The organism is Actinomadura sp. WMMA1423 (assembly GCF_006547145.1).
Classification (GTDB): domain Bacteria; phylum Actinomycetota; class Actinomycetes; order Streptosporangiales; family Streptosporangiaceae; genus Spirillospora.
Window position 1 is genome coordinate 7952502 of record NZ_CP041244.1, and the last position, 22576, is coordinate 7975077.

Consider the following 22576-nt stretch of genomic DNA (forward strand, 5'->3'; position numbering starts at 1 on the left):
CGCTCCGCTAGTCGGCCAGCGCCGCCAGTGCCCTCTGGAGGTCTTCGGCCGCCCGGTCTGCCGGCTTCTTCCCGGTGAGGGCAGCGGTGACCTGCTCCTGGATGGCGGTGCTGACCTCGTTGTAGCGGACGACGACCGGGCGCGGCCTGGCCTTGTCCATGCCCTGCTTCAGCACCGGCAGGTACGGATACCGTTTGATCATTTCGGGGTCCGTGTAGAGGGCCGAGAGGGACAGCGGGAACGACTGGGCGCGGCCGTACTCCTTCTGGATCGCCGGGCCGACGATGTGGGCCACGAAGTCGCGGGCCGTCGCCTGGTGCTTGGAGAACGCCGACACGGCCAGGTTGTCGCCGCCGAGCGTGCCGGAGCCCGGCCCGCCCTCGCCGGGGATCGGCGCGACGCCGAACTTCCCGGCCACCTTCGAGCCGTCCTTCTCGGAGGCGAGCGCGTATACGTAGGCCCAGTTGCGGTGGAAGACGAGGCGGCCCTCCTGGAAGGCGCGGCGGCCCTCCTCCTCCTTGAACGTGACGGCCTTCCGAGGGATGGTGCCGCTCTTGAAGCCGTCCACGAGGAAGCGGAGCCCGGCCTTGGCCCGCGGGCTGTTCACCTGCGGCCTTCCCGACGAGTCGAAGACCTCGCCGCCCGCGGACTGGACGGCCTCGGAGTAGTTGACCGTGAGCCCCTCGTACTTGCCGTACTGGCCCGCGTAGCAGTCGACCCCCTTGCCCTCGGGCGTCCGGCGGACCTTCGCGCAGTCGTCGCGCAGCTCGGCCCACGTCTCGGGCGGGGCCTTCACGCCCGCCTCGGCGAGGAGGTCCTCGCGGTAGTACAGGACGCCGGTCCCCGTGAGCCACGGCGCCGCGTACAGCCGGCCGCGGTACCTGCCGGTCTCCAGGGCCGCCGGGACGAACGAGGAGGTGTCCACCAGCCCGTCCGGCAGCGGCAGGATCCAGCGGCGCGCGGCGAACTCCGCCGTCCACACCGCGTCCAGCCGGACGACGTCGTAGGCGTCCGACTCGATCCGCATGTTCTGGACGAGCTGCTGCCGCGCCTGGTCGCCGTCCTCGGGCAGCTCGACGAGCCGGACTTTCTCCTCGGGGTGGCCGAGGTTCCAGTCGGCGACGAGCCGCTGCACGGTCTGGGTGAGGTCCTTGCCGGTCGCGACGGTGATGGGCCCCCGGCCGTCGTTGCCCGCGGGCGACGACCCGCCGGACGAGCCACCGCAGCCGGCGGCCGCGAGCACCAGGGCCAGCGCCGCCGCGCCCCGCAGGGCTCCGATGTTCGTGCGCTCACGTCTGACGGTCATGGGCCTACCCTGCCTTTCGCCGGGGGTGACTGCGGGGCCGTCTCGACCACCGCGCCGTCCAGGCGCGCCCGTTCGGTGGCCCACACGACGCGGTGCGAGGCGAGGCTCTCCCGGGGGCCGGAGCTGAGCGGGGCGCGATCGCCTCCGGCGAGCGCGGCGGCGAAGGCGTCGGCCAGCGCGTCGTCGGCGTGGTCGTGGCGGCCGTCGAACGCGGGCGCGCCGGAGGCCGCGGGGCCGGGGGAGCCCGCGCCGGGGTCGACGATCTCGGCGGTGCCGGTCACGAAGTCGCGGACCGTGATGCGGACGCCGTCGCCCTCCAGGCAGCCGGACGTCCCGAAGACGCGCGTCTGGCGCGGGGCGGCCGGGGAGAACGCGGTCATGGTGAACACGCCGGTCGCGCCGGAGGGGAACTCCATGTTCACGACCTGGTGGTCGACGACGTCGTTGTCGCAGCCGTAGACGCAGCGCCCGTACGGGCCCTCGCGCAGCGCCCGCAGGACGCCCGCCTCCGTCCGCTCGTCGGTGACGGCGCCGAGCGGCCACGCCTCGCGGGCGGGATCGCCGAGGCACGACAGGTAGAGGCGGCGCGCGGAGTACGGGCAGCGCGCCTCCACGGCGCAGTCGACGCAGCGGGCGGCGGCGCCGGGCGGCCGGTGCTCCGGGCGGAAGTGCGACAGCCGCCCGAACGAGGACACTCGCGCGGGGACCTCGCCCATCACGTGGATCAGCCAGTCGATGTCGTGGCAGGACTTCGTCATCAGCATCGGCCCGGACTCGTCCGAGCGCCGCCAGTTGCCGCGCACGTAGGAATGGGCGTGATGCCACCAGCCGACCGGTTCGAGATGCTGGACGCTGACCGGCGTGCCGATCCGGCCGTCCGCGATCAGCCTCCTGAGGGCACGGGTGTACCCGGTGTAGCGCAGGACGTGGCAGACGGCGAGCATCACCCCGGCGCGCTCCACGGCGTCCACGATCCGCAGCGCGTCCTCCTCGGACGTCGCCATCGGCTTCTCCAGCAGGATGTGGCAGCCGAGACCGGCGAAGCGGATCGCGGGCTCGGCGTGCTCGGCGTCCTGCGTCGCGACGATCACGCCGTCGGCGGGGCGGCCCGCCGCGGCCATCTCGCGCCAGCCGGGGAAGGCCCGCTCCGGCGGGATGCCGTGCTCGGCAGCGAAGCGGGCGCGCCGCACCGGGTCGGGCTCGGCGACCGCGACGATCCGGGCGGCCCCGGTCGCCCGGATCCGCGCGGCGTAGCCGCGGCCGCGCAGCCCGGCCCCGGCCACGGCGATCGCGGGCCCCGTCTGCTGCATCCCGCGCCCTCCAGGCCTGGTCGTCCGCACCGCCGGTCTACTTATGTAAGAAGCTTTCATAAGTAGATTGGCAATAATGTCGTCCGTCCGACGATCCCTGTCAAGAGGTGCCCGTGCCGCAACACTCTCTCCACGGAGGCGACCCCTCGGTGCTCCGCCGGCTCAACTCGGCCGCGACCCTGCGGGCGCTGCGCGACGGTGGCGAGGCGACGCTGTCGGAGCTGGCCCGGCGCGTCGAGCTCTCCCGGCCCACCACCGAGGGCGTGCTGGGCGAGCTGATCGACCGCGGCCTGGCCGCCGAGGACGCGCCGCGGCCGGGCAGCGGGCTCGGCCGCCCCGCCCGCCGCTACCGCTTCCGGGCGGAGGCCGGCCACGCCCTCGGCATCGACGTCGACGCGCGCCGGGTCCGGCTGCTCGTCGCCGACCTGGCGGGCGAGGTCGTCGCGGGGCACCGCGCGTGCCTGGAGGCCGGCGCCCCGCCGGGCGAGCGGATCGCGGCGGTGCGCGCCGCGGTCAGGGAGTGCCTCGCGGAGGCGGGGATCGACCGGCGGTCGCTCCGGGCGGTCGCCGTCGGCACCCCCGGCGTCGTCGCCCCGGACGGGACGGTCACGTGCTGCACGGTCGTGCCCGGGTGGCAGGGCGTCCACCTGGCACGCGAGCTGGGCCGCTCGTTCCCCTGCCCCGTCCTCGTCGAGAACGACGCCAACCTCGCCGCGATGGCCGAGCGCTGGCGCGGCGCCGCCCGGGACGCCGACGACGTCGTGTGCGTCTACGCCGCCCTGCACACCGGCATGGGAGCGATCATCGGCGGACGGCTGCACCGGGGGCGCCGAGGGGCCGCGGGCGAGATCGGCATGCTCGACGAGCTGGGCCTGCGGGACACGACCGCCTCCCTGGTCCCGGACGCCGGCCCCGGCGCCGGATTCGAGGAGGCGGAGGGCGTCCTCGCCGCGGCCCGGCGCGGGTCCGCCGAGGCGAAGGAGCGCGTGGAGCGGCTCGCCGCCCGGATGGCGCGCGGCGTCGCGGCGATGGCCCTCGCCATCGACCCGGAGACGATCGTGGTCGGCGGCCCGCTGGCCGGGAACGGGTCCCCGCTGGTCACCGCGCTGCGGAGCCGGGTCGGGCCGCTGTGCCTGAGCCCCGTCCGGATCGAGGGATCAGAGCTCGGCGACGAGTCGGTGGGCCTCGGCGCCGTCCGCCTCGCCCTCGACCGGATCGACGAGGACCTCTTCCGTCTCGACCGCCCCGCCGAAGCGACCGCCCCGGCATGAGGCCGCCGGAGCGTCGCGTTGACCGCCGCGCATCGCGCACCTAGCGTCCCAGAGGGAGCCGATCGGGTTCCGGTGCCGGGGGCCTGCCCGCGAGGACGCGCCGCGGACCGCGAATGCCCCGCCGTTCTGTCGGCGGGGCTCGGTAGGGTCTCGGGTGCACGGTGAGGGGACCGCACCGGACGGACGGGAGCGACATGAGCGCACAACCGGTGGAGCCGTTCCTCCCGGGGCAGGTCCACCGGGTCCCGCGGACGGTCAGGGGCATCGCCGACTGGCTGACGGAGGAGAAGCGCGCCAGGTTCCTCACGGAGGTCATGGCCGCCACGGAGGAGGACGACTACCAGCGCGTCATGGACGACTGGTGGGCCGAGGCCCATCTGGCCCAGATCCCCGACCGCGCGGAGCGCCGCGCCAGGGCGCGCAGGGCGGACCGGAGCGACCTCGTCTCGCTGGAGGAGCTCAAACGCCGGTTCCTGTCGGAGGAAGACCCGGGGAGGTGACCGCCGGCCGCAGCGGCTGGACGGTCTTCTGCGAGAAGGAGGCCTCCGACGCCATCGAGGCCATGCCCCCCGCGCTGAAGGACTCGGTGATCCGGTTCTTCTGCCACTTCGCCGTGGCGGGCGGCCTGGCCGTCGACACCGGGGGCCGTCCGCCCGGAAGGCCGTTGGACGAGGCCGATCTGGAGTTCAGAATGGTGGTCGACGGCTCCTCGATGTTCTTCGACTACCTCGTCCTCGCCGACATCAAGGAGTTCCGCGTCACGAACATGATCTGGCTCGGGTGACCCGGGGCCGGGGGCTAGGGGGTCAGCGGGGCGCTGAAGCGCCAGCCGCCGGCGAGCAGGGCGTCGGTCGCCTCGACGGCGGCGGCCAGGCGGCGCTCGTGGGGGCCCGTCACGGTGATGTGCGCGAGGCCCTGCTTCTCCAGCTCCTCCCGGAAGCGGACCGACATCCACGACCTGATCAGCTCGCCGTCGCGCCAGCCGTCCTGCTCGAAGGGGACGCCCTCCGGATCGGTGAGGATCCACAGGTGGTGCGGGGTCCGCGCGTGGACGGCCTCGACCTCGGGGGCCGGGGCGCCGAGGTAGCGCTCGTGCCAGACGGCCGTCGCGAACGCGTCGGTGTCGCAGACCAGCAGCGGCGAGCCCGACCGCGCCGCCGCGTCCTCCATCGCCGCGTGGCGCTCGGCGATCTCGGTGAACTCCGCCGACTCCCAGACCAGGTCGTCCAGCCACAGGGACGGGTCGCCCGCCCGCCGGCGTGCGGCGGCGAGCTTCTCCTCGGTGAACGTCCGGCCGTACTCCGGCACCCACCGGGTCGCCTCCCACACGCCGCCCCGGGCGGCGTAGTGGGCCGCGAGCGCGCGGGCCAGCGTGGTCGTCCCGGTCGACTCGGCGCCGACCACCACGACCCGCCGGGCCAGGTACGCCCTGACCGGCGGCGACAGGAACTCCCAGTGCCCCACGGGGTCGTCCCGCACGGCGGTGCCGCTCACCGGGAAGCGCTCGCGCGGCGGGTCGACCGGGACGTGGACGGCCGAGAAGCGGGCCGCCAGTTCCGGCCCGTACGCCTCCGAGCTGAACACCGCGTCCACCGGCGGGACGGACGCGCCGAGCCCGGACCGCATCGCCAGGCCCGCGCGGAACGCCGCGACGTGCGCCGACCAGGCCTCGTCGGACCCGTAGTCGATCTCCGCGTCGTCCACCACCGGGACGATCTCCACGTGCGGCTGCCCGTGCGCCTCGCGCAGCCACGCCGTCCGCAGCGCGAGCGGGATGCTCTCCACGGTGGACGCCGCGACGACCACGCTCACCCGCGCGCAGGAGGCGGCGGCGGTGTCGATCAGGTGGTGGTGCCCGGCGTGCGGCGGGTAGAACTTGCCGATGACGAGGCCGTGCTCGTGTCTCATGCGGCCGCCGCGGAGGCGGGGGGCCGGGCGAGCAGGTCGCGGCGCCAGGCCAGCAGCCCGGACACGCACAGCGCCAGGAAGACGACGTAGAGGACGCCGGTGAGCTTCAGGTCCTTGTAGAAGTACAGCGGGATGTAGACGAGGTCGGCCGTGATCCACAGCCACCACGACTCCAGCAGTTTGCGCGACTGCCCGTAGGTCGCCATGAGGGAGAGCGCGGTGGTGAGGGCGTCCCAGAACGGCACGGTCGAGTCCGTCCAGGTGGACAGCACCCAGGTGAGGAGCGCGGTGCCCGCGGCGCCCGCGGCGATCAGGGCCGCCCACTCTGGGCCCCGCGTCCGCCGGACCGGGAGCCGGTCGCGGCCGTCCCCGCCGTACAGCCACACCCACCAGCCGTAGAGCTGGAGCACGACGTAGACGACCTGGAGCCCGGCGTCGGCGTACAGGCCGCCGTCCAGGAACACCAGGCCGAGCAGGATCACGTTGGCGATGCCGATCGGCCAGTTGAGGATGTTCTGCCGGACGACGAGCCACACGTTGACCGTGCCGGTCGCGAAGCCCAGCAGCTCCGCCCACGTGGTGGGGACCGACCCGAGGTGGAAGGCGGGGTCGAGCAGCGGACCGAGCGGGACGTTCACCGACATGCCCGCAATGATCACATATCGTCAATAAGACGACAAGGGGTTATGTGACGCTCAGCAGGACGAGCGGCTCCGTCGTCGGCCTCGGGGACCCGCCGGCGGGCTCCACGGTGACGCCGAGCTTGTCCCGCGGACTCCACGATCCGGCGACGACGGGGCGCCCCGGGTCGCGCAGCAGGCCCGCCGAGCGCGGGCCGTCCGCGCCGATCAGCCACAGCTGGTACGCCTTCGAGGACGGCAGCGCCCGCAGCCCGGACGAGGCCACGACCACCCCGCCGCGCGACGCGGACGCGACGATCGTCACCGTCCCGCCGCCGGCGGCGCGGCCCGTCGCCGAGCGCGCGTCCGGCGCCGACAGGACCGACGCCACGTCCCGGTAGGCCGTCTCCGCCCGCTCCACGCGCTGCCGCTCGTGGACCGCGGCCCCGACGGAGGCGGCCGTGACCAGGCACGCGGCGGCGGCCAGCCCGGCCGCGGCGGCGCGCCGCCACCGGCGCGGCCGCAGGGGCCGCACGTCGGCCGGCCGGCGGGGGGAGGCGGGCGGCAGCTGCCGGACGTTCCGGACGTCCGCCAGCACCCGGGCGCGCAGCCGCGGCGGCGGGGCCTCGGCGGCCGCCATGCCCAGCCGGGCCGTCGTCGCCCGGAACTCGCGCAGCTCGGTCGCGCACGTCTCGCACCCGGCGAGGTGCTCCTCGAACGAGCGCCGCTCCCGGGCGTCGTCGATCGCGTCCAGCGCGTACGCGCCGGCGAGGGCGTGCAGATCCTCCGTCACCGTTCCACCCCCAGGCAGTCGCGCAGCCGGATGATGCCGTCGCGCATCCGGGTCCGCACCGTGTTGGGCGGCGCGCCCACGAGCGCGGCGACCTCACGATAGGAGTGCCCGCCGTAGTAGGCGAGCGTCACCGACTCGCGCTGCAGGTGCGTGAGCGCCCCCAGGCAGCGCCGGACCCGCTCGTGCTCCAGCCGGGCCTCCACCCGCTCGCCGACCGGGTCGTGCGCGGCGCCCGCCCCGGGGTGGACGGTCCGCGCCTCGCGCTCGCCCGCGGCCTGCTCGCGGCGCACGCGGTCCACGGCCCGGCGGTGTGCGATCGTGAGGATCCACGCCATCGCGCCGCCGCGGTCCGGGTCGAACCGGGCGGCGGAGCGCCACACCTCGATCATCACCTCCTGCGTCACCTCCTCGGCCATCGCCGGATCGCGGACGACCCGCCGCACCAGCCCGTGCACGGGCGGCGCGGACACGTCGTACAGCAGCTCGAACGCGCGCTCGTCGCCGCGCGCCGTCCGGGCGAGCAGCGCGTCCGCGTCATACCCGGACACCGTGCCGCCGTCCGGCGGTCTCGTCTCTGCCGGCATGCCGCGCTCCCCTCCGTGGACCGTCCACCCGGCACTACGCATCCGCGGCCGCCCCGGGTCGGACGTCACAGGACGAGGCTCCGCAGCGTGAGCCCGAGCCCGAGGACGACGACCGTCGCGGACGTCCCTATCGGCATCATCGCGCCAGGAAGCCGCGGCCGCATGGCCGGAATGCGACGCGCCAGGGCGCGCGCCGAACCGGTGACGAGGAGGCCGACCGCCATGAGCGCGGCGGCGAGGCCGAGCCCGTAGGCCAGCACGAGGACGACCCCGAACCAGGCCCGTCCGATCGCCGCGCCGCCGACCAGCACCACCACCGCCGACGGGCTCGGCACCATGCCGCCGGCCAGCCCCATCAGCACGACCCCGCCGCGCCGTGAACGCACGTCCGGGTGCCCATGCCCGTGTCCGTGTCCATGCCCGTGCCCATGCCCGTGTCCGTGTCCATGTCCGTGGGTGTGGTGGCGGTTGCGCAGGGCGCGCCGCAGAAGCAGCGCCCCCGCCGCCGTCACGAGGACGCCGCCCGCCGCGCCGAGCCACGGGAACAGCGCCTCGGGCGCCAGCAGCGTCCCGGTCGTCACGAGCAGGCCGAGGGCCAGCACGCCCGCCGTGTGGGTGAGCGTGACCGTCGCGCCCAGCGCGAGGACGTCCCGCGTCCTGCGCCGCCCGTCCCCGATCGCGTGCGCGGCCATGATCGTCTTGCCGTGGCCGGGCGCGAGCGCGTGCAGGGCGCCGAGCAGCAGCGCGATCAGGAACGCCAGGGCGGCGAACCCGGGGGTGAGGTCGTGCCGCGCGACCAGGGAGGTGAACCGCCCCGTCAGCCCGTCGGCCCCGCGCGGCAGCAGCCGGCCGGGCCCGCCGCCGGGCGCGGCCGCGAGCGGCGGCCCGCCCGCGCGCACGTCGAGCGCCGCCGACCGCTGGTCGAGCGGGGAGGCGAGCATGTCCCGCGGGTAGGCGGTGAGCCGCCGGCTGCGCGAGGACCCCGGCACGTCGGACGCGGCGAGCGTCGTCCGGTCGCCCCGCGCGGTGACCTCCCGCCAGCCGATCCGCCCGTCGGCGCCGCCCGCGCGGAAGACGATCCTCCCCGGCCCGGCGGGCGCGGTGATCCGGCATTCGAGCCGCAGCGTCGGCAGCCCCGCCTGCCCGTCCGGCGCCGACGCGGCGGCGGAGGCGACCCTCGCGGCGACGGCGCGCCCGTCCACGGTGACGCGCATGGACGAGGCCGCCCGCGCGCAGGCCCCGCCCGCCCAGGAGGACAGCTCGCCGCTCGACGGGTGCCCGTCGCGGTCGGTGTCGACCGCCGGCATCGCCTGCGCGGCGGGGATCTCGGCGAGGTCCTCGACGTGGTCGATCCGCAGCTCGTGCGGCGCCGCGACCAGGCCGTCGTAGTGGTTGACGGTGAAGTTGCCCAGGGGATGCGCTGCGAGCAGCCCCGCGGCGAGCGCGAGAACGATCACGACGCCCCCTCCAGATCGTCCAGGGCCGCCCTGGCGCGCGGCGCCCACAGCGGCGAGAAGCGCGGGTTGCGGCGCAGCGCCTCGGCCAGGTCGCGCCGCGCGGCGCCGCGCTCGCCGGCGGCCTTCTCGATGACGCCGAGATGGAACCGGAACGAGGCGCGGCGGTACCCGGTGGCCGTCGCCTGGCGGGCGTAGCGGAGGGCTTCGCCGTCCCGCCCGTTGACGTGCAGCGCCCAGGCGAGCGCGTCGGCCGCGTGCACGCTGCACTGCTTCGCGTCCGGGTCCGGGCAGCGCCGCCGGTACTCGGCCCGCGCCGCCCGCAGCGCGTCCCCGGCGTCGCCGTGGTCGCTCCCGGACAGCGCGGTCTCCAGGTCGGCGTCCACGCCGTTGGCCTCGGCGATCCGCGCCCACGCCGTCGCGACCGCGTACTGCCGCCGGGCCTCGTCGCGGCGTCCGGCCGACTCCAGCAGCTCCCCGTACTCGGTGAGGTACTGCGGCAGCGGGAGCCGCCGGACGATCTCGGCCCGTTCGGCGAGCGCCCCGGCCGTGTCCCCCTGCGCGGCCCTGACGCGGGCCTCGCCGTCCATGGCGGGCAGGTCGCCGGGGGAGAGGCGCAGCGCCTCGGTGTACTCGCGCCGCGCGCGGCCGAGGTCGCCGTCGTTCCAGGCCAGTTCCCCGAACTGGACCGCGATGTAGGCCAGGTCGCCGCGGTCGGTCGCGGAGGCCCGCGCGAGCCCCAGCACCCGGCGCGCCTCCGCGACCTCCCCGCGCAGCTCCCGCACGTACGCGAGCCGGGTGAAGACCGGGATCCCCGGCCGGACGGCGTCCGCCCGCCGCGCGGCGGCCAGGGCGTCGTCGTAGCGGCCGAGCTCCACCAGCGCGTCCACCCGGACGGCGGCGGCCCGCTGCCCGTAGGCGTTCGCTTTGAGCGACCCGTCCGCGTATTCCAGCGCGCCGTGGAAGTCGTGGCGCGCCGCCGCGAGCGCGCCGAGCCCGGCCAGAGCGCCGTCGTTGCCGGGGGCCTCGCGGAGGGAGCGGCGCAGCACCTCGTCGGCCTTCGGGTAGTACGTCGGGTCGGCGGTCACCCGGGCCTGCTCCACGTACGCGAGGCCGAGGGCCGCCCAGCCCGCGGCGTCGCGCGGCTGCTCGCGCAGCCGCTTCTGAAGGCCGGCGATGCCCGGGGCCGGGGCCCCGGCGGGGGCGGCCGCGGCGCGCTCCCCGGACGGGCGGCCGAACGCGACCGCCGATCCGAGGGTGAGCGCCGCGACGAGCCCCGCCACCGAGGCCCCGGTGAGAAGGGGACGCATCAGCTCTCGTGCCGCCCCGCCGCGGGGCGGCGGCGCCGCAGCAGCCACAGCGCCCCGCCGGTCAGCACGAACGCGCCCGCGCCGGCCGCCGCCGCCGCCGGCAGCAGCGAGACCGTCCCGTCCTCCTCGCCCGCGGTGCTCTCGGACGCACCCGCGTTGAGGAAGTTCACGGGCCCGCCGTCGCCCTTCTTCCCCGCGCCCGCCGCCTTCGTCCCGGGCTTGCGCGCGCCGCGCACGTCCGAGCCCGAGTGCGGCTGCGCGACGTACGGGAAGCTCTTGCCGAAGGCGGCGTCGTTGGCGTCGACCGCGTCGCCGAGGTCGTTCTTCTTGCCGAGCAGCTCGCCCTCGACGGCCTGGAGCGAGATGTCGATCACGTCGTCGGTGAGCCGCCGCCCGTTGGGGAAGCCCGCCTTGTCGCCGCCGAGCACGCCGAGGCGGTCCGGCTTCGCGGCCGGCTTGACCGAGGTGTTCAGCCGCAGCAGCTCCGCCGGCCGCACGTGCGCCGGCTGGTTCAGCCCCGGCACGCCGGTGAGGAACGCCTGGACGAGGTCGTTGCGCGGCCCGGGCGGCGCCGGGATCTTGTAGATCTTCTCGATGAGCTTCGGCAGCTCGGGATCGGTGACGAACCCGGCGAACTGCGCGTCCTGCCACGGGGTGGACGCGTTGAAGGTGTCCTTCTTGCCGCGCGGGATGACCACCTCGTTCACCAGCGGGCTCCCGAGCCGCGACACCTGCGCGTACTCGCCGGACGCGGAGAGCCGCGACACGGTCGAGTTCACCCCGATCACCGGGTCCTGGCCCTTCACGAGGTGCCGCGTCGGGATCTGCAGCGCGACCGTGTTGACGTTGTAGCCGCTCAGCGTGTCGTTCCCGACCTCCTTCAGGTTCGCGCCGTAGAGCAGGTCGAACACCCGCAGGTCGAGGAAGAACGAGTCGTCGGCCTGCCCGGCGAAGGTCGCCGCCCCGTCCGCGAGCGGCTTGACCGCCTGGCCGCGCAGCTTCGCGTAGTCGGGCATGGAAGCCTTGCCCACGTTGGACGGCGCGACGGGGGCGTTCTCGGCGAGCGTGTGCGCGCTGCGCACCCGGCCGCCCGCCCGCCGGAGCAGCGTCAGGTCGTAGGTCTGCGTGAAGTTGAGATCGGGATCGTCCAGGCTCGTCACCGGCCCGGTGTTGTAGAGGAAGGTGTTCCCGTTCTTCAGCCGGTCGTGGAAGCGGAACCGGTAGGTGAGGTCGGGCAGCGAGTCGCCGTCGTTGTCGACGTTCAGGTCGTACCTGGCGTCCCGCGCGAACTTGTAGAAGTTCGGTCCGCCCGCCGGATCCTGGAACGGGATGAAGTTCGCGATCAGTGTGGTGGTGTCCGGCTTGTCCGGACTGACGAACGCGTAGACGTCGGTGTTGTCGTACTGCGGCTGCCCGGAGATGAGCGGCGCCTCGCGGTGGCTGGACGCGGTGCCCCGCTTCGGCGCGAGCCCGGCGAACCCGCCCGCGACCAGCATGCCTCCGGCGGCCACCATCGCGACGACCCGCGCCATTGACGTTCCCCCGGCTGGATGGAGTGTCGGCATCGTGAACCCTCGCCGGTCTCCGGGTGCCCGCCGCGGCGGCGCCTTTCCGAGGCGCTGGGCCACATTGCCGCGACGCCGGATCGACCGGTCTCTTCGCCATGCCCGCGGATACTTCGCACCCCCCGCCGGATCTGATTGGTCCGTCCCGCCTCCTGGCCGGATACGGCCACCGCTGAACCACCGTCGCGGGCGGCGGGTGAGCGGTCGTCCGGACTCCGACCGCCCGAACGCGGAAGGCCCCGCCGAGGCCGGCGGGGCCTTCGTGCTGCGTCAGGTGCTACGCGACGATGAGCAGCGGGTTCTGGAGGAGTTCGGCGAGGCGGGCCAGGAACCTCGCGGCCGTCGCGCCGTCGGTGGCGCGGTGGTCGACCGAGAGGGTGACCGCCATGCGCTTGCCGGGCACGACCTGGCCGTCGCGGACGACGGGCTCGTCGCGCACCGCGCCCACGGCGAGGATGGCGGCCTCCGGCGGGTTGATCACCGCGGAGAACGAGTCCACCCCGAACATCCCGAGGTTGCTGACGCTGAACGTGCCGCCGCTCATCTCCCGGGCGGACAGCTTGCCGTCGCGCGCCTTCCCCGCGAGCTCGCGCGTCTCCCGGCCGATCTCCGAGACGCTCTTGTGGTCGGCGTCCCGGACGACCGGGACGACCAGGCCGTCCTCGACCGCGACGGCCACGCCTACGTGCACCCGCTTGTGGAAGAGCAGGTTCTCCTCGGTGTAGGAGACGTTCACCGCCGGGTGCTCGCGCAGCGCGGTCGCCACCGCCTTCACGACCAGGTCGTTCACGCTGACCTTCGCCGGGGCGAGCGCCTCGTTGAGGGTCGCGCGGAACGCCAGCAGGGCGTCGGCGTCCACCTCGCGGTTCAGGTAGAAGTGCGGCGCCTCGCGCTTGCTCTCGGTCAGCCGCCGCGCCGCCACCTTGCGGAAGCGGTTCAGCGGGACGGCCTCCACGTCCGGGTCGTCGGCCTGGGCCTGGACGGCGGGCGCCGACGGTGCGGGCGCGGGAGCCTGAGCGGCGGCCGGTGCCGGTGCGGCCGGAGCCTGCGCGGCCGGGGCGCCGGCGCGGACGGCGGCCTCGATGTCGGCGCGGACGATGCGCCCGCCGGGGCCGGAGCCGCTCAGCGCGGACAGGTCGATGCCGTGGTCGCGGGCCAGCCGGCGCGCCAGCGGCGACGACGGCGGGCGGGAGCCGCCAGGGCGTCCGGTGGCCCGCTCCGGGGCGGCCGTGGCGACCGGCGCCGGTTCGGGGGCGGCCTCCGGAGCGGGCGCGGGCACGGCCTCGGCGGCGGGAGCCGGCGCCGGCTCGGCGGCGGGCTCCGCCGCGGGCGCGGGCTCGGGGCGGGCGCCGCCCGCGGGGGCGATCACCGCGATCGGGGCCCCGATCGCGGCGGACTCGCCCTCGCCGACCAGGATCTTCTCCAGCACGCCGGCCTCGTAGGCCTCGTACTCCATGACCGCCTTGTCGGTCTCGATGTCGACGATGACGTCGCCGACCGCGACCTCGTCACCCGGCTGCTTCTGCCAGGAGCTGATGACGCCCTCCTCCATCGTGTCGGAGAGGCGGGGCATGAGGATCTCGGTCATCGCACGGGCTCCAGAGCGGGTCGCGGGGACGTGGCGTCCGCCCCCGGCGCGGTGCGGCCGGTCGCGCGGAGCGTGGCGCGCACGGCGGTCAGCAGGGACTCGGCGGACGGCAGCGCCGCCGACTCCAGGGACTTGGCGTAGGGGAGGGGCACCTCGGCCATCGCGACGCGCCGGACGGGGGCGTCGAGCCAGTCGAACGCGCCCTCCTGGATCGTCGCGGCGATCTCGGCGCCGATGCCGTAGGTGAGCCAGTCGTCCTCGGCCACGACGGCGCAGCCGGTCCTGCGGACGGAGTCCACGACCGTCTGCCGGTCGAGCGGGCGCAGGCTGCGCAGGTCGACCACCTCGGCGGACACGCCCTCGGCGGCGAGGGTCTCGGCGACCTCCGAGGCGACGCGGGCCATCCGGGAGTAGCCGATGATCGTGATGTCGGTGCCCGGACGGGTCACGGCGGCGCGGCCGATCTCGGCGGGCTCGATGTCCTCGATCGCGGCGGGCAGCTCGCCCTTGGTGTTGTAGAGGGCGAGGTTCTCCAGGAACAGCACCGGGTCGTCGTCCCGGATCGCGGCCTTCAGCATGGCCGACGCCTCGGCGGGCGTGCTCGGCGCGACCACCTTCAGGCCGGGGATGAAGGAGTAGAACAGCTCGACGTTCTGCGAGTGGGTGGCGCCGAGCTGCTGCCCGCCGCCGCCCGGCGTGCGGATCACCATCGGCACGCTGGCCTGCCCGCCGAACATGCCGTAGATCTTCGCGGCGTGGTTGACGATCTGGTCCAGCGCCAGCAGCGAGAAGTTGATCGTCATGATCTCCACGACGGGGCGCAGGCCGAGCATCGCGGCGCCGATCGCGGCGCCGACGAAGCCCTCCTCGGCGATCGGGGTGTCGCGGACGCGGCGCGGCCCGAACTCCTTCAGCAGCCCTTCGGTGATCTTGTAGGAGCCCTCGAAGAGCCCGATCTCCTCACCCATCAGGAAGACGTTCTCGTCGCGGAGCATCTCGGCGCGGAGCGTGTCCCGGAGGGCCTGGCGGTAGGTCGCGGTTGCCATGGATGCCTCTCAGGAACCGAATACGGGGTCGGCGGGGAGCCGGCGAAGCTCGCCCGGGACCGGGGTGGCGTAGGTGTAGTCGAACAGCGTGGACACCTCGGGGGCGGGGCTCTCGTCGGCGAACGCGGCGGCGGCGTCGACCTCGGCGGTCACCTCGGCGTCGAGCCGGTCGCGGTCGTCGGCGGACAGGACCCCGGCCTCCTCGAGCTCCAGCGCCATCCGGGCCAGGGGGTCGGCGGCCTTCAGGGCCTCCTTCTCCTCCTTGGACCGGTAGCGGGCCGGGTCGACGACCGAGTGGCCCTTCAGCCGGGGGCTGACGGTCTCCAGCAGGTAGGGCCTGCTCTCGGCGCGGGCGCGCTCGACGGCGGTGCGCGCGGCGTCGCGCACCGCGAGCACGTCGGTGCCGTCCACCCGCAGGCTCTCCATCCGGTACGCGGCGCCGCGCCGGTACAGCTCCGGCTCGGCCGCGGAGTTCTCGACGGTGGTGCCCATGCCGAGGCCGTTGTTGATCACGACGAAGACGACGGGGAGGTTCCAGAGGGAGGCGATGTTCAGCGACTCGTGGAACGCCCCGATCGCGGTCGTCCCGTCGCCCATGTGGCACATCACGACCTCGTCGCCGCCCTTGTAGGAGACGGCGAGCGCCGCGCCGGCCGCGAGGGGCACCTGCCCGCCGACGATCCCGTACCCGCCGAGCAGCCGGGCCTCGGCGTCGAACAGGTGCATCGACCCGCCCCAGCCCTTGGACACGCCCGTCGACCGCCCGTACAGCTCGGCCATGACGCGCTCCGCGCCGATGCCCTTGGATAGGGCATAGCCGTGTTCGCGGTAGTTCGTGAACAGGTAGTCGGTGGGTCGCAGCGCGGCCATCAGCCCGACGACGGTGGCCTCCTCGCCGAGGTTCAGATGGCAGTACCCGCCGATCTTGGCCTCGGTGTAGGCGCGGGCGGCCCGCTCCTCGAAGCGCCTGATCAGCAGCATCTGCCGGTAGTAGCCGACGAGCGTGGCGGCGTCGGCGTCCGGGGGCGCCGCCTCCGGCGCCGCGCCGGTCCGCGGCCGGGGGGCCTTCGTGCCGCGCGTCCGACGGCTCCGCGCCGGGGCCGCTCTGTCAACCGACTGGACGGTCTCAGCCATCGGCGACCTTCCCTCTGTCCGGGGCAGCGCCGTAGGATCACCACGGCGCTCCCGATCATCATTGATCTATGATCGATCATATTCTACCCGCCGGAACCCACCCCCCTGTCAAGAGGCACTTACCGGCCGTGGCGCTACCATCCAGTTTCGTGAAGACCTCCGCCCAGCTGCTCCGCACCGGGCTCGCCGACCAGATCCGCGAGTTCATCGTGGAGGGCATCAGCTCCGGCCGGTGGGAGCCCGGTGAGCGCATCGTCGAGCGCCGCATCGCCACAGAGCTGGGCGTGAGCCAGGGGCCCGTCCGGGAGGCGCTCCGCCAGCTGGAGGCGCAGCGGCTGATCGAGACGCTGCCGAACCGCGGCGCCCGGGTCCGCGACTTCACCGAGCAGGACCTGGCCGAGATCTTCCCCGTCCGCGCCGGCCTGGAGCGGACCGCCGTGGAGCTGGCGCTGCCCCGGCTCGCCGGCTGCCTGGACGCGCTGGAGGAGCACAACCGCCGGCTCGGCGAGGCCGCGCGGGAGGGCGACCTGCACGAGCAGATGCGGCTCAGCATCGCCTTCCACCGTGAGATCGTCGAGACGGCCGGGAACCGGCTGCTCGTCTCGGTGTGGGAGGGCCTCGGCATCGAGCTGTGGACGACGCTGTCCCTGCGCCTGCACCACACGGAGATCTACTCCAAGTCGGCCGAGCACGCCGAGCTGATCGAGGCGTTCCGCCGCGCCGACCCGGCCGCGCCGCAGCTCCTGCACGACCACGTCATGAACTACGCCCCCTAGAACGCGCGGAAGGCCCCCTGGGGAGAGCGCGCCCCTAGCGCGGCTTCTCGCGGTAGGCGCGCGTGAGCTGGGCCTCCGCGTCGTCGAGGTAGGAGCGCAGCTCCAGCTCGGCCGCGGCGAAGTCGCCCCGCGCCATCAGGTCGTGGATCCGCCGGTTGCGGGCGAGATAGGGCTCGTGGAACTCGCGCGGTGAGCCCATCTCGTGGAAGACCAGCCGCATCTCGGCCAGCAGGTGCCGGATCATCTCGTCCACCCGCGGGCTGCCCACCAGCGCGGCGATGGCCTTGTGGAAGCGGATGTCGGCGGTGCCGACGTCCGGCCAGCTCCCGGCGGCGGCGGCGCGCTCGCCGTCCAGGACCGCCGCCTCCACCAGGTCGAACGCCTCGGGCGGGGCCTGCGGCGCGCACCGCACGCCCTCGCACTCAAGGATCCGCCGCACCCGGTAGAGGTCGGCGAGGCCGTCGGCGGTGACCCGGCCCACGAACACGCCCCGGTTGAACTCGTGGACGAGCAGCCGCTCCTTGACCAGCAGCCGGAACGCCTCGCGCACGGTGTTGCGCGAGACCTTCAGGGCCTCGGCCAGCTCCTCCTCGCGGACGCGCTCGCCGGGGGCGAGCCGCCCCTCGGTGATCTGCTCGCGCAGCAGGTCGGCGATCCGCGCGGCGGTGCTGGTCCGGTCGAGATCGTGCCGGGCGGCCGCGATGTCGGTCAGCCACGAACCCTGCGCCGGCACGGGCATCGACCACCTTCCGGGGGGCGGGCGCGGGATGCCGCGCGAAGATCCGGGGAGGCCAGCCTATCCTCGGCGACCGGAAAATGCATCAACAGGTCTCTTGATGGATTGTTGAACAATCCCTACGCTTGCGGAAAGTCGAACCCCCTGGAAGGGCCCCGCCCATGACGGACCCAGCGACCCTCGACACGACTCCCGAACAGGCCGTCCGCTCCCGCCGCGCCGCGCTCGCCGGCGCCATGTTCCTGATGGCCACCAGCGCCATCGGACCCGGCTTCATCACCCAGACCACCGTCTTCACCGCCGAGCTCGGCGCCGCGTTCGCGTTCGCGATCCTCGTGTCCGTGCTGGTGGACATCGCGATCCAGCTGAACGTGTGGCGCGTCGTCGGCGTCTCCGGGATGCGCGCCCAGGAACTCGGCAACCGCGTCCTGCCCGGCGCCGGGTACGGCCTCGCCGCGCTCGACGTGTTCGGCGGCCTCGTCTTCAACATCGGCAACATCGCCGGCACCGCGCTCGGCCTGAACGCGCTGCTCGGTATGGACGTCAAGATCGGCGGCGCGGTCTCCGCGCTGGCCGCCATCGCGATCTTCCTGGTCCGGCGGGCCGGCGTCGCGATGGACCGGATCGTCGTCGTGCTCGGCGGCGTGATGATCCTGCTGACCCTGTACGTGGCCTTCGTGTCCGAGCCGCCCCTCGGGGAGGCGCTCCGGCAGACCGTCGCGCCCGAGACCGTCGACTTCCTGGTCATCACCACGCTGATCGGCGGGACGGTCGGCGGCTACATCACCTACGCGGGCGCCCACCGCATGATCGAGTCCGGGCTCACCGGGCCGGAGAACGTCCGGGAGATCAACCGCAGCGCCGTCACCGGCGTCCTCGTCACCGCCCTGATGCGCGTGCTGCTGTTCCTCGCCGTCCTCGGCGTCGTCGCGGGCGGGGTGACCCTCGCCAAGGAGAACGCCCCCGCCTCGGCCTTCGAGCACGCGGCGGGCGAGGCGGGGCTGCGCGTCTTCGGCCTGATCATGTGGTCGGCGGCGATCACCTCGGTGATCGGCGCCTCCTACACCTCGGTGTCGTTCCTCGTGTCGTTCTCCTCGTTCGTCGAGCGGCACCGCAACCGGCTGGTGGTCGCGTTCATCCTCGTCTCCGCCGCCATCTACCTCGCGGTCGGCACCACCCCGGCGAAGCTGCTCGTCCTCGCGGGCGCGCTGAACGGGCTGATCCTGCCGTTCGGGCTCGCCGTGCTGCTCTGGGCGGCCGCCCGCCGCCGCGACCTGCTCGGCGGCCACCGGTACCCGGTCTGGCTCCTCGCCATCGGCGTGGCGGCCTGGCTGCTGTCGCTCTACCTGGGCTGGAACAGCCTTTCCGGGCTCGACGACCTGTGGAGGTGAGGGCGGGGTGCGGATCCTCCCGAGCGGCGACGCGGCGCTGCTGGTCGAACTGCCGGACCTGCCGGCGATGCTCGGCCTGTACGCGGCGCTCGCGGCGTCCCCGCCTCCCGGCGTCGCCGACCTCGTCCCGGCGGCCCGCACCCTGACCCTGCTGCTCGACCCCTCCGCCGACCCGGCCGCGGTGGCCGCCGCGGTGCGCGCCACCCGGCCGGGCACGGCGGACGGCGCCGCCGGCGACGTGGAGATCCCCGTCGTCTACGACGGCGAGGACCTCGGCGAGGTCGCCCGCCTCACCGGGCTCGCCCCGGACGAGGTCGCCGCCGCGCACACCGGGACTCCGTGGCGGGTCGCGTTCACCGGGTTCGCGCCCGGATTCGGCTACCTGGAGGGCGGCGACCCGCGGCTGGACGTCCCGCGCCGCGCGACGCCCCGCGTCCGCGTCCCGGCGGGCGCGGTCGGCCTCGCCGGGCGCTTCAGCGGCGTCTACCCGGTCGAGTCCCCGGGCGGCTGGCTGCTCATCGGACGCACGGAGGCCGTCCTATGGGATCTCGAACGCGACCCGCCCGCCCTCCTGCGCCCGGGAACGCGGGTCCGCTTCGTCCGGCGGGAACCATGAAGCGGGCGCTGGACGTTCTCCGCACAGGGCTCCTGGCCACTGTCCAGGACCTCGGCCGCTCGGGTCACGCGGCGCTCGGCGTGGGGGTGTCGGGCGCCGCGGACCCGGGCTCCCTCCGGCTCGCCAACCGGCTGCTCGGCAACCCCGAGGGGGAGGCCGCGATCGAGGTCGTCTTCGGCGGCCTGCACGTACGCTGCCGGGGCGGAGTGTTCGCCGCGGTGACCGGCGCGCCCGCCCCGCTGCTGGTGGACGGCCGCGCCGAGGCCCCCTACTCGGTCGTGCACGTGCCGGACGGCGCCGAGCTCCGGATGGGCGCCCCGCCCGCGGGCCTGCGCAGCTACCTGGCCGTCCGCGGAGGCGTCGCCGTCCCGCCCGTCCTCGGATCCCGCTCCACCGACACGCTCTCCGGCATCGGCCCCGCCCCGCTCAAGCCCGGTGACCTGCTCCCCGTCGGCGAGCCGCCCGCCGCCCCGCCGCTGCTGGACGCCGCCCCCGTCCGCCCGCCGCACGGCGGGGAACTGGAACTGCGCGCGATGCCCGGCCCCCGCCACGACTGGTTCGCCCCCGGCGCGCTGGACGCCCTCTTCTCCGCCGCCTACACGGTGACCAGTGAGGCCGACCGGGTCGGCATGCGCCTGGACGGCCCCCGCCTGGAGCACGCCGGGCGCGGCGAGCTGCCCAGCGAGGGGACGGTCACCGGGGCGCTGCAGGTCCCGCCGTCCGGGCGGCCGGTGCTGTTCCTCGCCGACCACCCGCTCACCGGCGGCTACCCCGTGATCGCGGTGGTCGCCTCCGCGGACATCGGACGCGCCGCCCAGGCCCGCCCCGGGCAGCGGCTCCGGTTCCGCCCGCACCCCGCACCGAACCTCCGGGAGGACAGACGATGACCCGACCCCTCGACCCGGGCGCGCTGACGCCGGACCAGGCCAGGGCCCTGTTCCGGGCCGGGCTGCGCGTCCCCACGTCCGGCTGGTGCGCGGGCTGGACGCAGGCGAACCTCATCGCCGTGCCGCGCGAGTACGCCTACGACCTGCTCCTGTTCGCGCAGCGCAACCCCAAGCCGTGCCCTGTCCTGGACGTGACCGAGCCGGGCGAGACCTCGGCCCGCCTGTTCGCCGGGGACCTGCGCACCGACCTGCCCGGCTACGTCGTCTACGAGCACGGGGAGCCGGTCGCGGAGGTGTCCGACGTGACCGCCCACTGGCGCGACGACCTCGTGTCGTTCCTCATCGGGTGCAGCTTCACGTTCGAGGACGCGCTCCGCGAGGCCGGCGTCCCCGTCCGGCACATCGAGCAGAACCGCAACGTCCCGATGTACCGGACGAACCGGATGTGCCGCCGCGCGGGCGAGTTCGGCGGCCCGCTCGTCGTCTCGATGCGCCCCGTCCCGGCCGCGCAGGTGGCCGACGCCGTGCGCGTGACGGCCCGGTACCCCTCGGTGCACGGCGCGCCCGTGCACGTCGGCGACCCCGTCGAGCTCGGCATCGAGGACCTGGCCGCACCGGACTTCGGCGACCCGGTCGAGATCCGCGTCGACGAGATCCCCGTCTTCTGGGCCTGCGGCGTGACCCCGCAGGCGGCGGTGATGGCCTCCCGCCCGAAGCTCGCCATCGGCCACGCGCCCGGCCACATGGCGATCACGGACGTCCGCGACACCACCTACCTCGTGCCCTGAGTCCGGCATAGGCTTCCTCCCATGCCCGAGATCATCGCCGCGGGCGAACGCCTCGGCGGGCGCTACCTCATCGAGCGGCCCATCGGCGCCGGCGGCATGGCGACCGTCTGGCGCGCGGTCGACACCGTCCTCGACCGCGCCGTCGCGGTCAAGGTCCCCAAGGAGGGCGGGCCCGAGGAGTTCACGCGGCGGCTCCGCCAGGAGGCGCAGGCCGCCGCCGCCCTCACCCACCCGAGCATCACCGGCGTGTACGACTACGGCGAGCACCGGATCGGCGCGGACGGGGCCCGGTGGCGCGAGAGCACCCCGGTCCCGTACGTGGTCATGGAGCTGCTGGACGGCGAGAGCCTCGCCGTCCGCCTGTCGCGCGGCCCGCTGCCGTGGCGGGAGGCGGCCGTCATCTGCGCCCGGGTCGCCGACGCGCTGGCCGCCGCCCACGAGGCCGGCATCGTGCACCGCGACATCAAGCCCGGGAACGTGTTCCTCACCCCGCTCGAGGTGAAGGTCCTCGACTTCGGCATCGCCTTCACCGGCACGCTCGGCGGGCCGGTGGTGGGCACGCCGGCCTACATCGCGCCCGAACTGCTGTCCGGCACGCCCCCGACTCCGGCCGCCGACATCTACTCCCTGGGCGTCGTCCTGCACGAGTGCCTGACCGGCTCCCCGCCCACGCCCTCCTCCTCCTTCCGGAAGGGCACCCCGGAGGAGGTCTCCACCCTCTGCCGCGACTGCCTCTCACCGGACCCCGGCGCACGCCCGACCGCCGCCGACGCGGCCCGCGTGCTGGCCGGCGCCGCCGGCATCCGGCTCCACGTGCCGGGCGGCGCCGTCGCGTCCGCCGGGACCGCGCCCGCCGACCGGCCCCGGGAGGCGACCCGCGTCCTGGACGACCCCGCCCCGGCCGGGCGCGGGCCCGGGCCCGGGCGGCGGCCACTGCTGATCGCCGGGGTCGCGGGCGGGGCGCTGTGCGCGGTGGCCGCGCTCCTGGCGGCGCTCGCGCCCGACTCCTCCGACCGGGCCGGCGCGAAACCGCCGGCCGCCTCCCCGCCCGCCTCCCCGCCCGCGTCGCCGGGCCGGACGTCGGCCGCGGCGACCGCGTGCTCGGTGTCGTACCGGGTCGACGGGACGTGGCCGCGCGGCTTCCAGGCGACCGTCCGGATCACCAACCTCGGCGGCGGCGCGATCGACGGCTGGACGCTGGCCTTCGCGTTCCCGGACGGCCAGGCGATCACGCAGCTGTGGAACGGCAGCCGGTCGCAGGACGGGGCGTCCGTCACGGTGACGGCGGCCGAGTGGAACCGCTCGATCCCGCCGCACGGGACGGCCGAGTTCGGGTTCCTCGGGAGCCAGGACGGTTCGAACGGGGCGCCCTCGCGGTTCACGCTGAACGGCGCGGAGTGCCGCGGCTGACGCCGCTTCTGGGAGCGCTCCCAATCGATCGTCGCAGGTCAGCCCGGTCCGAAATGAATTGATGCAGTTCGCCCTATTGTGTC

The 22576-nt window shown here is 74.9% G+C and carries 22 protein-coding genes; 9 read left to right on the forward strand and 13 right to left on the reverse strand.

Going from position 1 to position 22576, the window contains the following annotated elements; genetic code table 11:
* Positions 1-7: 7 nt before the first annotated feature.
* Positions 8-1306 carry an ABC transporter substrate-binding protein gene (locus FKD65_RS36850; protein WP_141583586.1) on the reverse strand — a complete coding sequence of 433 codons (1299 nt, stop codon included), beginning with the start codon at positions 1304-1306 and terminating at the stop codon, positions 8-10.
* Entirely contained in the window at positions 1303-2616 is a 1314-nt protein-coding gene (locus tag FKD65_RS36855; RefSeq protein WP_141583588.1) for a Gfo/Idh/MocA family protein, read from the reverse strand. Before FKD65_RS36855 ends, FKD65_RS36850 begins: the two co-directional genes overlap by 4 nt.
* 113 nt (positions 2617-2729) lie before the next feature.
* On the opposite strand from FKD65_RS36855, the gene FKD65_RS36860 reads away from it, so the two are divergent.
* The 3 genes from FKD65_RS36860 (at position 2730) to FKD65_RS36870 (ending at position 4671) form a co-directional block, all read left to right on the forward strand.
* Positions 2730-3887: an ROK family transcriptional regulator gene (locus FKD65_RS36860; protein ID WP_141583591.1), complete on the forward strand. Its 1158-nt coding sequence runs from the start codon at positions 2730-2732 to the stop codon at positions 3885-3887.
* Between the two features lie 194 nt (positions 3888-4081).
* Positions 4082-4387: a hypothetical protein gene (locus FKD65_RS36865; RefSeq protein ID WP_141583593.1), complete on the forward strand. Its 306-nt coding sequence runs from the start codon at positions 4082-4084 to the stop codon at positions 4385-4387.
* Positions 4384-4671, forward strand: coding sequence for a hypothetical protein (locus tag FKD65_RS36870; protein ID WP_141583595.1), 288 nt, complete (start codon positions 4384-4386; stop codon positions 4669-4671). Before FKD65_RS36865 ends, FKD65_RS36870 begins: the two co-directional genes overlap by 4 nt.
* A gap of 14 nt (positions 4672-4685) precedes the next feature.
* On the opposite strand, the gene FKD65_RS36875 is transcribed toward FKD65_RS36870, so the two are convergent.
* From FKD65_RS36875 to pdhA, 10 genes are all read right to left on the reverse strand, one after another.
* Positions 4686-5795 (reverse strand): AAA family ATPase, encoded by a 1110-nt coding sequence (locus FKD65_RS36875; protein ID WP_141583597.1) that lies wholly within the window; start codon positions 5793-5795, stop codon positions 4686-4688.
* Positions 5792-6439 carry a nicotinamide riboside transporter PnuC gene (gene pnuC, locus FKD65_RS36880; protein WP_141583599.1) on the reverse strand — a complete coding sequence of 216 codons (648 nt, stop codon included), beginning with the start codon at positions 6437-6439 and terminating at the stop codon, positions 5792-5794. Before pnuC ends, FKD65_RS36875 begins: the two co-directional genes overlap by 4 nt.
* 40 nt (positions 6440-6479) lie before the next feature.
* On the reverse strand, positions 6480-7208 hold the full coding sequence (locus FKD65_RS36885) for an anti-sigma factor (protein WP_141583602.1): 729 nt from the start codon (positions 7206-7208) through the stop codon (positions 6480-6482).
* The gene (gene sigK / locus FKD65_RS36890) at positions 7205-7792 is read right to left on the reverse strand and encodes an ECF RNA polymerase sigma factor SigK (RefSeq protein ID WP_141583604.1); all 588 of its coding nucleotides are present in this window, start codon (positions 7790-7792) and stop codon (positions 7205-7207) included. Before sigK ends, FKD65_RS36885 begins: the two co-directional genes overlap by 4 nt.
* A gap of 65 nt (positions 7793-7857) precedes the next feature.
* A complete protein-coding gene (locus tag FKD65_RS36895) occupies positions 7858-9249 on the reverse strand; it encodes a High-affinity nickel-transporter (RefSeq protein WP_205718379.1) in 1392 nt (463 codons plus the stop codon).
* Entirely contained in the window at positions 9246-10556 is a 1311-nt protein-coding gene (locus FKD65_RS36900; RefSeq protein ID WP_205718380.1) for a lipopolysaccharide assembly protein LapB, read from the reverse strand. Before FKD65_RS36900 ends, FKD65_RS36895 begins: the two co-directional genes overlap by 4 nt.
* A complete protein-coding gene (locus FKD65_RS36905; RefSeq protein ID WP_141583606.1) occupies positions 10556-12088 on the reverse strand; it encodes a DUF4331 domain-containing protein in 1533 nt (510 codons plus the stop codon). Before FKD65_RS36905 ends, FKD65_RS36900 begins: the two co-directional genes overlap by 1 nt.
* Positions 12089-12398: 310 nt before the next feature.
* Complete coding sequence (locus tag FKD65_RS36910; protein ID WP_141583608.1) at positions 12399-13709, reverse strand: dihydrolipoamide acetyltransferase family protein; 1311 nt, start codon at positions 13707-13709, stop codon at positions 12399-12401.
* A complete protein-coding gene (locus tag FKD65_RS36915) occupies positions 13706-14755 on the reverse strand; it encodes an alpha-ketoacid dehydrogenase subunit beta (protein WP_141583610.1) in 1050 nt (349 codons plus the stop codon). Before FKD65_RS36915 ends, FKD65_RS36910 begins: the two co-directional genes overlap by 4 nt.
* A gap of 9 nt (positions 14756-14764) precedes the next feature.
* On the reverse strand, positions 14765-15889 hold the full coding sequence (pdhA, locus tag FKD65_RS36920) for a pyruvate dehydrogenase (acetyl-transferring) E1 component subunit alpha (RefSeq protein ID WP_141583612.1): 1125 nt from the start codon (positions 15887-15889) through the stop codon (positions 14765-14767).
* A 149-nt stretch (positions 15890-16038) separates the two neighbouring features.
* On the opposite strand from pdhA, the gene FKD65_RS36925 reads away from it, so the two are divergent.
* Entirely contained in the window at positions 16039-16665 is a 627-nt protein-coding gene (locus FKD65_RS36925; protein ID WP_240809779.1) for a GntR family transcriptional regulator, read from the forward strand.
* Between the two features lie 34 nt (positions 16666-16699).
* Here FKD65_RS36925 and FKD65_RS36930 read toward each other — a convergent pair whose 3' ends face one another.
* Positions 16700-17404: a GntR family transcriptional regulator gene (locus tag FKD65_RS36930; RefSeq protein ID WP_141583617.1), complete on the reverse strand. Its 705-nt coding sequence runs from the start codon at positions 17402-17404 to the stop codon at positions 16700-16702.
* Positions 17405-17637: 233 nt separating this feature from the next.
* Here FKD65_RS36930 and FKD65_RS36935 point away from each other — a divergent pair, with 233 nt between their 5' ends.
* The 5 genes from FKD65_RS36935 to FKD65_RS36955 are packed head-to-tail and all read left to right on the forward strand — an operon-like array spanning position 17638 to position 22493.
* Positions 17638-18792 (forward strand): NRAMP family divalent metal transporter, encoded by a 1155-nt coding sequence (locus FKD65_RS36935; RefSeq protein WP_240810396.1) that lies wholly within the window; start codon positions 17638-17640, stop codon positions 18790-18792.
* Between the two features lie 7 nt (positions 18793-18799).
* Positions 18800-19408, forward strand: coding sequence for an allophanate hydrolase subunit 1 (locus tag FKD65_RS36940; protein ID WP_141583622.1), 609 nt, complete (start codon positions 18800-18802; stop codon positions 19406-19408).
* Positions 19405-20295, forward strand: a complete 891-nt coding sequence (locus FKD65_RS36945; protein WP_141583624.1) for a biotin-dependent carboxyltransferase family protein — start codon at positions 19405-19407, stop codon at positions 20293-20295. The genes FKD65_RS36940 and FKD65_RS36945 overlap by 4 nt, the downstream gene beginning before the upstream one ends.
* A complete protein-coding gene (locus FKD65_RS36950) occupies positions 20292-21083 on the forward strand; it encodes a putative hydro-lyase (protein WP_141583626.1) in 792 nt (263 codons plus the stop codon). The genes FKD65_RS36945 and FKD65_RS36950 overlap by 4 nt, the downstream gene beginning before the upstream one ends.
* A 21-nt stretch (positions 21084-21104) precedes the next feature.
* On the forward strand, positions 21105-22493 hold the full coding sequence (locus FKD65_RS36955; protein WP_141583628.1) for a cellulose binding domain-containing protein: 1389 nt from the start codon (positions 21105-21107) through the stop codon (positions 22491-22493).
* Positions 22494-22576 lie beyond the last annotated feature (83 nt).